General features: G+C 54.1%; 11 protein-coding genes and 1 tRNA gene. 8 read left to right on the top strand and 4 right to left on the bottom strand.

The window, feature by feature from the left end; all coding sequences use genetic code 11:
- Nucleotides 1-4: 4 nt before the first annotated feature.
- Nucleotides 5-1,252 (bottom strand): bifunctional phosphopantothenoylcysteine decarboxylase/phosphopantothenate--cysteine ligase CoaBC, encoded by a 1,248-nt coding sequence (gene coaBC, locus HXY34_11830; GenBank protein ID NWF96822.1) that lies wholly within the window; start codon nucleotides 1,250-1,252, stop codon nucleotides 5-7.
- A 526-nt stretch (nucleotides 1,253-1,778) separates the two neighbouring features.
- On the opposite strand from coaBC, the gene HXY34_11835 reads away from it, so the two are divergent.
- From HXY34_11835 to HXY34_11850, 4 genes are all read left to right on the top strand, one after another.
- The gene (locus tag HXY34_11835) at nucleotides 1,779-2,615 is read left to right on the top strand and encodes a hypothetical protein (protein ID NWF96823.1); all 837 of its coding nucleotides are present in this window, start codon (nucleotides 1,779-1,781) and stop codon (nucleotides 2,613-2,615) included.
- Between the two features lie 97 nt (nucleotides 2,616-2,712).
- Nucleotides 2,713-3,633, top strand: a complete 921-nt coding sequence (locus tag HXY34_11840; protein NWF96824.1) for a GHMP kinase — start codon at nucleotides 2,713-2,715, stop codon at nucleotides 3,631-3,633.
- Nucleotides 3,630-4,448, top strand: a complete 819-nt coding sequence (locus HXY34_11845) for a phosphopantothenate/pantothenate synthetase (GenBank protein ID NWF96825.1) — start codon at nucleotides 3,630-3,632, stop codon at nucleotides 4,446-4,448. Before HXY34_11840 ends, HXY34_11845 begins: the two co-directional genes overlap by 4 nt.
- Nucleotides 4,445-5,431, top strand: a complete 987-nt coding sequence (locus tag HXY34_11850; protein ID NWF96826.1) for a 2-dehydropantoate 2-reductase — start codon at nucleotides 4,445-4,447, stop codon at nucleotides 5,429-5,431. The genes HXY34_11845 and HXY34_11850 overlap by 4 nt, the downstream gene beginning before the upstream one ends.
- Here HXY34_11850 and HXY34_11855 read toward each other — a convergent pair.
- Both HXY34_11855 and HXY34_11860 read right to left on the bottom strand, forming a co-directional pair.
- Nucleotides 5,424-6,101: an MBL fold metallo-hydrolase gene (locus tag HXY34_11855; protein NWF96827.1), complete on the bottom strand. Its 678-nt coding sequence runs from the start codon at nucleotides 6,099-6,101 to the stop codon at nucleotides 5,424-5,426. The two genes, HXY34_11850 and HXY34_11855, sit on opposite strands and share 8 nt — an antisense overlap.
- Before the next feature lie 4 nt (nucleotides 6,102-6,105).
- Entirely contained in the window at nucleotides 6,106-7,230 is a 1,125-nt protein-coding gene (locus HXY34_11860; GenBank protein ID NWF96828.1) for an aminotransferase class V-fold PLP-dependent enzyme, read from the bottom strand.
- A gap of 312 nt (nucleotides 7,231-7,542) precedes the next feature.
- Between HXY34_11860 and HXY34_11865 the strand changes: the two genes are divergently transcribed.
- On the top strand, nucleotides 7,543-8,223 hold the full coding sequence (locus tag HXY34_11865; GenBank protein ID NWF96829.1) for a GTPase domain-containing protein: 681 nt from the start codon (nucleotides 7,543-7,545) through the stop codon (nucleotides 8,221-8,223).
- Here the strand turns inward: HXY34_11865 and HXY34_11870 are convergent.
- Entirely contained in the window at nucleotides 8,220-8,936 is a 717-nt protein-coding gene (locus HXY34_11870; GenBank protein ID NWF96830.1) for a creatininase family protein, read from the bottom strand. The two genes, HXY34_11865 and HXY34_11870, sit on opposite strands and share 4 nt — an antisense overlap.
- A 361-nt stretch (nucleotides 8,937-9,297) precedes the next feature.
- Here HXY34_11870 and HXY34_11875 point away from each other — a divergent pair.
- The 3 genes from HXY34_11875 to HXY34_11885 all read left to right on the top strand — a co-directional run bounded on the left by HXY34_11875 (nucleotide 9,298) and on the right by HXY34_11885 (nucleotide 12,926).
- Nucleotides 9,298-9,403 (top strand) — tRNA-Gln (locus HXY34_11875).
- 388 nt (nucleotides 9,404-9,791) lie between these two features.
- Nucleotides 9,792-10,571, top strand: a complete 780-nt coding sequence (locus tag HXY34_11880) for a class I SAM-dependent methyltransferase (protein NWF96831.1) — start codon at nucleotides 9,792-9,794, stop codon at nucleotides 10,569-10,571.
- 138 nt (nucleotides 10,572-10,709) lie between these two features.
- Nucleotides 10,710-12,926 (top strand): elongation factor EF-2, encoded by a 2,217-nt coding sequence (locus HXY34_11885; GenBank protein NWF96832.1) that lies wholly within the window; start codon nucleotides 10,710-10,712, stop codon nucleotides 12,924-12,926.
- Nucleotides 12,927-13,008 lie beyond the last annotated feature (82 nt).

The following is a 13,008-nucleotide window of genomic DNA, read 5'->3' on the forward strand; positions in this document are numbered from 1 at the left end:
CCATTCACCGGCGTCTTTTGTCAAGCCGCTCAACGACCAAGTCAATCAGCCGTCGAGCAACGTCCCTCTTTGAGGCCATGGGTACGTGTTCCAGAAACCCGTCCTCTCCCACTATCACCACTTCGTTGGTGTCGGAGCCGAACGCTACACCTCTCTTGCGTTCGTCGTTTCCCACTACGAGGTTGCATACCCCTGACAGTATCTTCTCGCGTGCCTTTGACTCGAGTTCGGCCTCACTGACCCCTGACTCGACTTTGAAACCCACTATGAACAGGTCGCTGTACTTGCGTCTCACCGTGTCGATTATCTTCGGGGTGGAGACCAACCTCACAGTGTAGGACTCGCCCGACGGACGTTTCCTGTCCTCCCTCTCCTCAGGCTCGAAGTCGAGCACTGCAGCCGACGAGATGAACACGTCAGCCTTCCTGTCTGCTATCGAAGAGAGTACTGAGTCGAGCATCTCCTTGGCAGTCTCGACTCGGATGGTGTCTAGGTGTTCGGGAACAGGTTGGCTCGTGGGGCCAAGCACCAATACGACCTCTCCTCCTCTTGCAGCTATCTCTTTCGCTGTCTCAATGCCCATCTTGCCAGTCGATGGATTGGTCATGAAGCGCACGCGGTCCAGCCAACCTCTGGTGGGACCAGCTGTCACAACGAAGCTGTGCCCAACAAGGTCTCTGGGTCCCAGTATCTCAAAGACGGTCTCGACGACGGCTTCCACCGAGGAGATCTTCGCCTTGGCCTCTTCCATTCTTGGCGCCACTACTCTCACTCCCATGTCCTTCAGTCTCTGAATGTTGGCCAAGACTGCGGGATGATCATAGAGGGACTTGTGCATGGCGGGCACGATCACCACCGGTATGTGTGCTCCTATCGCAGAGGACACTGTTGTTGTCACAGGCGTGTCGTCTATGCCATTAGCTATCTTACCTATCGTGTTCGCCGTCGAAGGAGCAACAAGGACAAGGTCCACATGCTCGGGGTGGTCTCCGGCCAGACTTACGTGCTCAATCTGTCCTGTAAGCTCGGTTATCACAGGGTTTCCTGTTGCCCACTCCAGCAAGAACGGGTGAATGATCTTCTGTGCGCTCTCGCTCATCACCGAGTAGACCTCTGCCCCATGACGCATCAATGTGCGTGACAGATTCACACACTCGACAGCTGCCACGCTTCCTGTGACACAGAGGGCAATTGTCTTTCCTGCTAGTGTGCTGCTGAGGCTACCCACAATCAGCTTGGAAGTGTGTTTCATGGGGAGCAAACTGACACCCTGTCATCAAGTCGGGAGCGCGTACTATTAACTTATCTGACCTCACCATCCGAGAATGGTACGCTGTACGCTCGTGTTTGCCTAATCTCCTCTCGTATACCTCATCGTCGCGTTTGTGCGTCGGTTTCCATGAACTCGAGACCTGCGTATGTGACTGTCGTTGGTGCGCTGCAGTAGTCTTCGGAGGGATTCCGCCGCCCGTCTGGACACTCCGGGCGGTGTCAATCTGGTAGTATGTACCACATGGCTCCTCTTGGCAGGAATATGGCTTCCGTGGATTGGATGCCCAACAGACTCAACAACATATCGGCCGTGTCATACCTACTCGTTGATGAGTAGCATGGTGTGCTTGAGCAAAGAATATATGCGCCAAGATTGGTGAGCGATGGCAGTCTGCACTGCAGCCAGCCCCTGTTCAGACTTTAGAGGCATGCTCTGTGATTCAGGATTCCACACGTATGCCGCGCGCTTGGTGCTGAGACCTAGTTCGGAGGTGATTGAGAGAGCGTTGGCAAGGTCCTTAGACTGGGATGAGGTCCTTGGTGGTCTTTCACAGGAGAAGCGGGCTCGCTACATGGCATACGCAGAAGTTCTCGACTCGCTGGGAACGCCAAACCAGTCGATGTTCGTCTTGGACAGTGACAGCGAGTTTGACACATTCGACCGCGACTTCAGGGAGTTTCTCGCTCTCAGCGGGCGCGTGCCAAGTGACAAGAAAGACCCTCCCTATCACGTCGTGAGGGTGGGTTATGATGGTGATATGCTCGACGACATGTTCCGAGTTGTGATCTCTCACGAGTCCAAGAACTTCAATCCTGCGAGACTGGACTCAAACATGCTCTACTCTAAACAGGCAATCTTCCAGCATCTCTACAACATCATCACCAAGGATCGGTTTGTCGTATTTCATGTCACGGAGTTTCCTCTGGCCTACTACTTCGAAACCGCTGTTGTAGTGGATGTTGAAGACCTCTCCGATGTCATGGACCAGACTGTGCATGACGAGACGATCATGAGATACCTGAATGACCTCCGCAGACTTGGCCCGGACGAGCATCGCAAGACTTACAGCTTCTTCTACAGGATTAGCACCTCCCTCCTGATGGAGCTGTCCAATGCATTCCTGGTGGTTCCCACTGCAGAGATGAGCCGCCACATTGTGGTGACCAGCTGGCGCACGCAGACTCTTCTCTTGGGATTCAGCCCTCTCACATGGTCCTCTGGCAGTTTCAGAATGTACGACTTGAGCGGTCGTGATATCGACGGCCGGTGGGCCTTCCCTGTTGCTTCCACCAGCGATGACCCGCGTGAGAAGGGCTACACTCGGCTGGTGCCTCTTGACTGAGCACAGGCCGCCATGTATATACACGTATATCCTGACTGGTGTCATCAATGAATGCATTTATACATGGCTTCTCAACACCTTCAATGAACGAGAAGCCATGTCCTCGACTGAATTTGTCCGGTCATTTGTCCCCGGACATGTCACAGGTCTGTTCAGAATCATGGACGGACCCGAGGACCCTTTGCAACGTGGTTCAGTCGGCGGGGGCTTCTCTGTAGAAATGGGAACGCTGACGACAGTGGCGTTGGAGCATCGCAATGAGACCACGATTGATGTGTTCTACAACGGGACACCAATAGACGCTCCAGTGACACGTATGGTGGTAAAGAGAATGCTTGACGAGTCTGGCTCCGAACATGTCCATGTGACAGTGCGCCACGAGTCCGCACTGCAGATAGGGGCCGGGCTTGGGGCATCAGGAGCAGGGGCTCTCGGTACAGCCCTGTCTCTTGGAGAAGCCCTTGGACAACACATGACTGTGAACGATGCTGCGCGTCATGCCCACAGTGCCGAAGTCCTGAACCGCACTGGTCTGGGCGATGTAATAGGTCAGGTTGTTGGCGGCGTAGAGGTGAGGTTGAAGCCTGGTGCTCCGGGGATAGGGCAGGCAGTACGTCTGGAATACCCCCGGGATATGCATGTCGTGTTGGCTGCCGCGAGCGGGATTGAGACAAAGGCCGTACTCAGTGACCAAGACAAGCGGAAGCGCATCAATGAGTCCGGTGGCAGGCTGGTCGCTGATCTCCATCGGAGTCCTTCATTCGAGACACTGATTGCAAAGTCTCGGGAGTTCACTGAGGCGACCGGTCTGTCTGCTCCTCGCGTTAGGAAGGCGCTCAAGCTCCTCTACGATGCAGGGTTTGAGGACTCAAGCATGGTAATGCTTGGCGACTCGGTGTTCTGTTTCTGCGACGATGGGAGTGTACCGCGTGTGATCGATCTGCTCTGTAGACTGTGGCCCAGGTCCGAGGTACATGACACACACATTGCAGAAGTGGGAGGGCGTGTCCTGAGATGACCAGCACTGAGATTCCACATGATCACCCCCGAAGGGTCTCCCTGGAGATTCGTCACAGGATAATAGAGGGACACAGAGCCAGTGTTGTGGCCACTGCAGGGCTGCTAGCGCATGGTCGTGGCGAGGCATTCGACTACTTGATTGGAGAACGCACAACAGAAGTGGCTCGAATCGCCTCTCAAGTTGCGGTCGCGCACATGCTCTTGGCGAAACACCCAGTGATTAGTGTCAACGGAAACGCATGTTCGCTAGTGGCAAGAGACCTTGTGACCCTCTCCAATCTCACAGGCGCACCCCTCGAAGTCAACCTGTTCTACTACTCACCCGAGCGCGAGGATGCCATTGTCCATGCTCTGAGGGAGGCTGGCGCATCAGAAGTCTTGGGCACCAGAGACCGTCCATCTGTCACGATTCCAGAGCTAAGTAGCAACAGGCGGAAGGTCGACCCGGAGGGTATTGGCGGAGCTGATGTTGTTCTGGTGCCGCTTGAAGACGGCGACCGAACAGAGGCACTCCGAAGAGTCGGCAAGATGGTCCTTGCAATCGACCTCAATCCGATGAGCCGGACCTCAGTCCATGCGAACGTCACGGTTGTAGACAACATCGTCCGTGCCCTTCCGTTGATGGTGGAATTCGCACGAGACCTGTCCAATGCAGACACTTCGACTCTCAGACGCATAACCACCCACTTCGACAATGCTGAGAACCTGAGAGAGTCTGTTGACATTATGCTTCAGCATCTACAGGAGTGGGCTCTTTCGTTGCACACACAGTCTGGAGAAACCTTGAGAAGCAGGGAGGTTCAGACACGATGAAACTGGTCTTCGTAGGCGCGGGAGCAGTCGGCTGCATGTATGGCGGTATGTTGCTGCTTTCCGGTCACCATGTCACCTTTGTAGGTAGACCCCCGCACACAGATGCAGTCCGAGAGCACGGTCTACATGTCAGCGGCGTTATGGGCGACCACGTCCTGCACCCGCAGATAACAGACGATGCGTCCACCATATCTCGCGCCGATTTCGTCTTCATCACAACCAAGGCGTATGACACCTTGGAAGCTGCTCGAGAGATTCGTCATCTGGTGGATTCAGGGTCATACGTTGTCATTCTTCAGAACGGCATAGGAACTGAGAGGGCTGTCGCGAGTGAGCTTCACACTACAAGAGTGATACGTGCTACAACCTGTGCCGGTGCCAGGAAGACCAGTCACAACGAAGTGGTCATCACAGGTTTCGGTGTCACGGAGATTGGCACGCACTATCCCGAGCATCAGGACGCCACTCAGACCGTAGCCTCCCTAATCGAGAAGGCAGGCTTCCCTGTCAGGGCATCGGCAAACCTTGATGGACTGGTATGGACCAAGACAATCGTGAACTGTGGCATCAATCCCGTCGGTGCCCTGACAGGAATGACAAACGGGGAGATTCACGACTGTCTCTCTCTCCGACCGGTCGTCATAGGTCTAGTTGACGAGGCGACCCGTGTTGCCCGTGCGATGGGCATTCACTTGACCACTGATGACCCTGTCCGCTACACACTTGGGACAGCCAAGGCTACCGCGAGCAACATCAACTCGATGCTTCAAGACCTAAGAGCAGGGAAGCGTACCGAGATTGACCACATGACGGGTGCTGTCGTACGTCTCGGACGAGAGCTGGGCGTCCCAGTCCCTCTGAGTGAGGCGGTATACGCTCTTGTGACCGCTCTTGAGTCGAAGGTCCGTTCTCGCCAACAGAGGCTCTCTCGTGAGGAAACACTGACCCCAGAGCGGCTTATCCAAGAGCTGACATCTAGCTGAACATGGCCTTTGCCATCTCATATGAGCGGAGCGCTGCTCTCGTTCCTCCGTGTCTGATTGATCCCATGTGACCGGCAAGAGCAATGTCAAAGTCAATCTGCGCGACTCTACGGAGCGACTCCACCAGCTGCTTCGGGTCTCCCGTTGGAAAGTCTACCCGGCCAAAGCTGCCTCCCGGAAACATGGTGTCCCCTGTGATCAATAGGCGAAGGGACTCTTCGTGAAGGCATATGCTTCCTATCGAGTGACCTGGGGTGTGGTGAACCTTGAGACGAATGTCACCAAAACTGAGGACTTGATCCTGCTCCAGTGGCTGACTGATTTTGAACTTGGGCAGTGTCCCCCCGAAAGTGTCTGCAAGTGTGAGGTGCATGTCGCCTGCGTTTATCCTGTCGGCCTCTGACTTGTGCAGATATGTCCTCAGTCCGCTGTTCTTCAACAGGTGCACCACTCCTCCGATGTGGTCGATGTGAGAGTGCGTAAACACAACATCGGTTATGCCTTCCAGCGATGCTCCAACGTCCCGGAGTGCCCTATCCAGCATGTCCGGGTATAGCCCCGTTCCTGTGTCGACTAGCACTTGGTGGTCTCCACAGTCTATGTATACTACGTTGCTATCGAAAGAATAGCTCTCATTGAAGTAGACAGGTCCAACTATGTTCTCAAACAAGTTATCACCTTAGTTGTTCTACGAGTCTGTCAATATCCGCCACGGTGTTGTAGAAGTGAGGTGACACTCTGAGCCTCCCGTTTCTTACGGAGCAGTGTATGCGGTGATTGAACAGTCGCTTGTTTACCTCATCAGCGTTTTCCACCTTGCACGAGACAATGGGCGAGTTGTTCTTCTCTCCAAACTCGTAGTATGGTATACGCAGTTCTCTTAGCCTCTTTCGCAAGTGGTCTGCACACTCCATGGCCGCCCTCTCACGAACCTTGGCCGGAAGAGCAAGAAGGACGTCGAGTGAGGGCTGAATCCCAACGAACGCCATCATCGCTGGAGAGCCAATCTGGAACTTCCTCGCATCTCCAAGTGGCCTCTTGTCCTTGTATGTGAAGTCCTCAACACCCTCAACACCCCACCATCCGAGATATCGGGGTGTGAACCGCTCCATCGCCCTGTCTGAGACATACACGAATCCCGCGCCTATGGGCCCTATCATCCATTTGGCTGCTTGAGCAGCTGCAAAGTCAACTCCCGCATCCACTAGGCTGTAGTCCGCCCAACCTGCTGACTGAATCACATCTGCAACTAGGAGTCCGCCCCTCTTGTGTACCTCCTCTGAGATTCGCTTGAGGTCCATCCTGTATCCTGATCCAAACTGCACATGACTCACCGCGACAACGGCCGTATTGTCATCCATCATCCTGACAAAATCGTCAACTGAAGCCGCTCCGTCATGAGACCTGACGACACGGAGCTCTGCTCCGTAGAGTCTTGAGGCCTGCTGCCAAGGTATGTAGTTTGAGGGAAACTCGAGGTCACATATCACGATGTTTGAACCCTTCGGATAGTTGATTCCCTGTGCTGCTGCGTTTAGGCCGTCGCTTGTACTTGTGACAAGTCCGTAGTTCTCTGTCTTCCCGCCGAGGAGCTTGGCCAACTTGCTCCTCACTGCTTTGAAGAGATCTAGGGTCTCCTGAAAGCTTCCAATCGCCTTTGAGCTGTTCTCAAGGTATTCTACCACTGCTTCCCTCATGGAGACTGGTGCGATACCCGTTGAGGCTGTGTTGAGGTAGGTCATATCCTTGAGGGTGGGAAAGTTGGACTCGACGAAGGACTCTGCCACGATAGGGGTCATGCGCCGTGCACAGTTGAATGTACAAGATAAACCTCACTGGATGTCGAAGTCAGTCTCGACACCGAAGATTTAAGACACGTGTGCAATCCGTAAATACCCGCGAGTGGATGGTACGTGTTCCGGAGGTTGCTGACGCGTTTGAAGCGTTCACCAAAGGTAATGACTCCAGAGGACTCCAAGCTCACATCTGCGCCATCAACCCCTGACGCACCGACGTCTTCGACCACTGAAGCCCGGATGTCTTCTACCACCGAAGCCCCCTCGACCCCCCTCCCTGCTCCGCTTCCTGGGGAGAGGCGGACTGTGACACCTATGGGCACGCTAGTGGCATCATCACAGGACCTGAGTATTGACGCCACCAGCACAGCCAACAGGGCGAAGGCAGCGCAGGTCCGACCCCAGAGGGTTGTTGACATGGTCCCTGGACAGGCACTGAAGCGCGACGCTGAAGGTCGCATACATCTCAAGATTGTCTTCTATGGTCCGTCTCTGTCAGGCAAGACTACTGCGCTTCGCTGGCTCTTCGCCAATGTGAGGTCACTCTCAAAGAGCAAGATCGTGGAGATTGGAGACGAGCTTGGACGAACGACATTCTTTGACTTCATTCCGGTTGCCGCCAGTGACAAGATAGTATTCGACGTGTTCACAGTGGCAGGTCAGCGAAGGCATGCTCAAAGCAGAATCTTCGTGCTGAGAGATGCTGATGGAATAATCTTCATGGCTGACTCGAGGCCGGAGGCAATGAACGAGAACCTTGCGTCCATACAGGAGCTGAGGATTGCTCTTGGTACTGATAAGATGGTCTCAATACCCATCATCATAGCACTCAACAAGAGGGACTTGCCAAACGCGCTCCCTGTGAACTACATGATCGAGGCGTTGGATGCTGAGGGACTGCCCTATTTCCCAACGATTGCTACCGATGGTATGAATCTGCTCAGGATGTTCCAGCGAGTACTGAGAGATGCACTCATCTTCAAAGTGGGTATCTAGCTCATAGGTAGTTGTCCTAGTTGCAGCTGCTCGATGAGCTGAATGAGCTCCTCTGATGCCTGTTCCATGATGAGCCTGCCCTTCTCAGCTGATGCCTTTGTCGGGTCGCCAAACACCGCCTTCGGATAGAGTTCCTGTCTGTAGTTGCCAGATATGATCTTGAACTTCGGAGTCACTCTCGAAGCTGGAGGTGGTGGACCCACGACAAGTTCCGGACGCACATGCATCACCTCGGATGTCTCATCTTCGGCCGCGTGTCCCTCAGGAGTCTCCAGCACAATCTGTCTGGCGGACTTTGCCAGGTCAACCCACCAGTTGACTATTATGACCGCTCTCTCCGCATTGAGAGTCGTCTTCTTTGCAGCCTCTTGAAGCGCTGAGACATTGCCTCCGTGACCGTTCAGTGCCACAATGTACCTGAAACCATGTCTAAACACCGCGGACATTACCTCTGCGTACAGCTCTGTGAGCGTCTTGGTGCTCACAGAGACCGTGCCTGAGAACTCGTCAAACCACCAGCTGTCTCCGAACGGTATCGGAGGCAGAACTAGTGCATTTGTCTTGGTTGCGACGACTCCGGCCAGATACTGCGGCAATATGATATCTGTACCAAGTGGCAAGTGAGTGCCGTGTGCCTCTACTGCCCCCGTCTGCATGACAGCTACCTCAGTCTCACGCATTGCTCTCGTGAAGCCCACGTTTGTGAGGTCCATCCAGAATGGCATCTTCTCTATGGTGTCGGTTGACTTCGCATTTAATTAACCTTCGGGACATTGAGCTGTATCGGCTTGCGCAACCGGTATGCTGATAACCGGACTGTTGTCGGCTGCGACACATATGCCTAGTGCTCAGGTCTGGGCCCACTGGCTACAACACGAGTTCTGATGGAGACTTTCGTTACATCTTGACTCAGAAGGCCAGACACTGTCAAGTGGAAAGGGTCCGGGAGGTGTCGTATGCTATGCTGGCGCTGCGTGTCCACACTGAACTCGCATTCGAGGCTGTACGACCGAAAAGATTTTAGTGCCCACTTCAGTGGTTGAAGTGACGGTTGGATTCGTTGTTTCCAACCACAGCCCCGTGGTGTAGCGGTCCATCATCAGCGGCTCTGGTGTGCGCGAGGTCATATCACGCACAGAGACCCCGCTGGACCCAGGTTCGAGTCCTGGCGGGGCTACCACTCCTTCTATTCTGGACGTCCATCTTATGACTCTCACTCGCAGGCGAATCTGTCATCAGCCTTCTGTCTCTATTCTGCTTCTGGTTATCATGAGCGACAGAGAGTCTTGTACTGACTTGTGCCATTACTCGAAGGATCCTGCTTTTTTTTTCGTCTAATGCCTCCCTAAAGAAGACAACCCGCAGATTTATAGGGCAAAAGCTCATCAATTGCATTGGAACAAAGCGACCCGTAGTAATGATTCTTCATTGATTCCTGTAGCATGAGTCTGCGTCCCTCCCGGCGGAGATTCACAGGGCGGGTCGCTCCCCATGTTCCATGACAGGCTTGCAGGAAGAAGCAAGATTCATATCGGCATGTCCCCCTCCCCGGTCTGGATGGAAGCAGTATGGAGACTGTTGAAAGCGGCTGGGACGATTTCTGGGCTGAGGTCATGCGCGTCAAGTATCGTAGTTCGGTTCAAGGTATCGCCCAGTACGACGATATGCTTGTCGAGTGCTGTATCCAGCTGCTCGCTCTGAAGAGAGGTGATGCCATTCTTGACATCGCGTGTGGAGCAGGTGACCACAGTCTTCTCTTTTGCAGGCACGGTCTTGAGGTGACCGGGTTTGACATCTCAAAGACACTGATCAAGACGGCGCAGCAGAGAGCACTACAACAGTCGCTCGATGTTGACTTTCACGTTGGCGACATGAGAGTGATGAAGCTGAAGAGGAAGTACAATGGGGCGGCCATTCTGAGCCACAGCTTTGGCTTCTTTGACGACGAAGTGAACCGACGGATCTTGGAGCGCGTGCATGACTCGCTTCTCGAAGGAGGCGGCCTCTTGATTGACCTCATGAATCCGTACAACCTCCCACGCTTTCATCCGACATGGACGAAGCTCGAAGGGGGATATCTGCTCACCGAACCATATGTTCTGGATGCGCAGGCAGGAGTACTTCGCGGTCGACCCGCCGTCTTCATTGACACTGACAGGGATAGAGTGATTCTGATGAACTCTGATGCGATGTCCAACAATGACATTCGGATGTACACTGCGCTTGAGATACGATCACTGCTTGAGGATGCTGGCTTCATCAGGATTGACATGTATGGTCAGAACAAGCTTCCGCGTGTACCGTACTCTGCAAGTTCCGAACGGATGGTAGTGGTTGCATTCAGGTAGCGTATATGACGATAGTCTTTTATGGAGCACAAATGTGAAGCGACCTGTCGCCGATGCCCGACCGGCGGATTAAGTCGAGTTCTCTCGAGCTGGCAGAATCAGCCTGAGATAGAGCTCTGCATGACTAGGGTGAGCAACTTGGTCAAAATCAAGGATCCAGAGGCAATCAAGAAGCTCATAATGTCCGATGACTTTGAGCACAAACGCATCATATCGATATCTGCACATATCGACCATGGGAAGACCACCACGAGTGACTATCTGCTGCGTGCAGCCGGTCTGATGAGTGACGCTGCCGCAGGCCAAGCTCTGATGACCGATAGTGACGAGGAAGAACAGGCGCGAGGAATCACGATATTCACATCCGTCGTACTGCTGAACTTCGAAATTGACGGTGAGGAGTATCTGGTTCAGCTCTCTGACACTCCAGGACATCTCTCATTCACAGGAGAGGTGTCTCGTGCACTAAGAGCAAGCGACGGTGCGGTGATTCTGGTCGATGCGCTTGAGGGCGTGATGCCCCAGACAGAAACCAACATCCGTCTGTCAGTTGGAGGCGAGGCGTGCCGACCTGTACTCTTTGTCAACAAGGTGGACCGGCTGATAAACGAGCTGAAGTTGCCGCCCAAGAAGGTCTCGGAGAGAATCGATGCCATCATTGCCAAGGTGAACGAACTCATCAGGAAGGTGGCACCGCCAGAGATGGCAAAGTCGTGGCAAGTGAGTTTCGCAGACGCCAGTGTTGCAATAGGCAGCGCCAAGACCGGGTGGGCCTTCACAATCAGCACACTCAAGAAGAAAGGCATAAACCCAATGGTCGTCTTCGAGAAGTACAACCAAGGCCAAGCGGACTGGCTCCGGGCGAATCTGCCCCTGGATGAGGCGCTTCTTGAGATGATTGTCAAGCACCTGCCTAACCCCCGTGAGGCACAGAAGTACAAGATCCCTCGAATTTGGAGAGGCGATCTGCAGACCCCTGCCGGTCAGGCCTTGCTTGCTTGTGACCCCAAGGGTCCCCTGATTGGCATGATCACCAAGATATTCGTAGATCCAAAGAGCAAGCGACCAACACTCATCGGTCGCGTCTTCTCGGGGACTCTTAAGGCCCAACAGGAGGTTCGACTGGTGAACATGAAGCAGAACGCTCGCATCAAGCGTCTGGGGGTACAGGAGATCACGGACATCCTGGACATGGAGGAGATTCCCGCAGGCAACCTGTTTTCGGTCTTTGGCTTCATGTGCCCGGCAGGCGAGTCCTTTGTTGACCCGGACTCGGACCTACCTGGTTTCGAGGCCATAGTTTATGCCAGCGAACCTGTGGTCAGTCGCAGTATTAGGCCGGTGGACCCTTCTGACATCGCCAAGCTGGGTGAGACCGTGTCAAAGTGGATCATGGCTGACCCAACCGCACGTTTCGTGCATGACAAGGAGTCTGGAGAGTACCGTCTTGATGGTATTGACCCTCTTCAGATTGAGATTCTGACTAAGCGTATCGATGAACAGGTCAAGATTAAGGTGTCTGAGCCTGTGATAGTCTACCGTGAGAAGATTAGTCAGCGAGGAGCCGAGTTCCACACAAAGTCCCCGAATGGTCACAACCGACTCAAGCTGTATGTCGAGCCCCTAGATGAAAAGACAGTCGAGCTGATTCGGAAGAAGCGAATCACAGCTGAACAGGGTGCCCGTGAGCGAGCAGACATCCTCAGGGAAGAAGCAGGCTGGGACCCGAAGGAGGCGAGGAAGATACTTGACATCTACGAGTCCTCCATGCTTGTTGACGCCATGTCCGGTGTTCAGAGATTCGACAGGATACTGCCGTATGTCCAGTCCACCTTCAGAGAGTTTATCGACTCCGGTCCCCTTGCCCACGAACCAGTCATGGGTGTCAAGGTGGTCATTACTGATGCTACCGTCCACACTGACCCCGCACACACTGGTTACAGTGAAATTGCCATAATGACCTCTGCGGCTCTCAACCTGTCGTTCCTCTCCGGTGCGCCATCAATACACGAACCGGTGCTCTCCGTTGACATCAAGACCCCTTCAGACACCCAGGGACAGGTCATCAAGGTGCTCACTGGTCACAGGGGGCAGATTGTGACGATTGAGCCTGAGGAGGAGACTGTGACAATCAAGGGCACACTTCCGACCGCAGAGACCATTGGCATAGCCGATGAGTTCAGAAGCGCCACATCCGGCCGCAGTTTCTTCGGTTATGAGTTCAAGGGGTTCGATACACTGCCCCCCAGTCTGCAGCAGTCCAAGATACTTGAGATTCGCAAGCGGAAGAAGATGCCCGAGTCGATGCCTGATCCGAGCAACTGGGCCCGCTATGTCTACAAACGGACTGGCTAGCGTGTTCTGAGTAGCGCTCTTCGGAGCGCTACCATTCTGTCTTCTCGCATGAGAAAGGACGTGCAGGCGGTATCTATTTCTC

This window comes from Candidatus Thorarchaeota archaeon, from assembly GCA_013388835.1.
Lineage (GTDB): Archaea > Asgardarchaeota > Thorarchaeia > Thorarchaeales > Thorarchaeaceae > JACAEL01.

Excerpts from the sequence above, each read along its gene's own strand:
- coaBC (NWF96822.1), bottom strand. The coding sequence starts at position 1,252 with ATGAAACACACTTCCAAGCTGATTGTGGGTAGCCTCAGCAGCACACTA.
- HXY34_11840 (NWF96824.1), top strand. The coding sequence starts at position 2,713 with ATGTCCTCGACTGAATTTGTCCGGTCATTTGTCCCCGGACATGTCACA.
- HXY34_11845 (NWF96825.1), top strand. The coding sequence starts at position 3,630 with ATGACCAGCACTGAGATTCCACATGATCACCCCCGAAGGGTCTCCCTG.
- HXY34_11850 (NWF96826.1), top strand. The coding sequence starts at position 4,445 with ATGAAACTGGTCTTCGTAGGCGCGGGAGCAGTCGGCTGCATGTATGGC.
- HXY34_11860 (NWF96828.1), bottom strand. The coding sequence starts at position 7,230 with ATGACCCCTATCGTGGCAGAGTCCTTCGTCGAGTCCAACTTTCCCACC.
- HXY34_11865 (NWF96829.1), top strand. The coding sequence starts at position 7,543 with ATGGGCACGCTAGTGGCATCATCACAGGACCTGAGTATTGACGCCACC.
- HXY34_11870 (NWF96830.1), bottom strand. The coding sequence starts at position 8,936 with ATGGACCTCACAAACGTGGGCTTCACGAGAGCAATGCGTGAGACTGAG.
- HXY34_11880 (NWF96831.1), top strand. The coding sequence starts at position 9,792 with ATGGAGACTGTTGAAAGCGGCTGGGACGATTTCTGGGCTGAGGTCATG.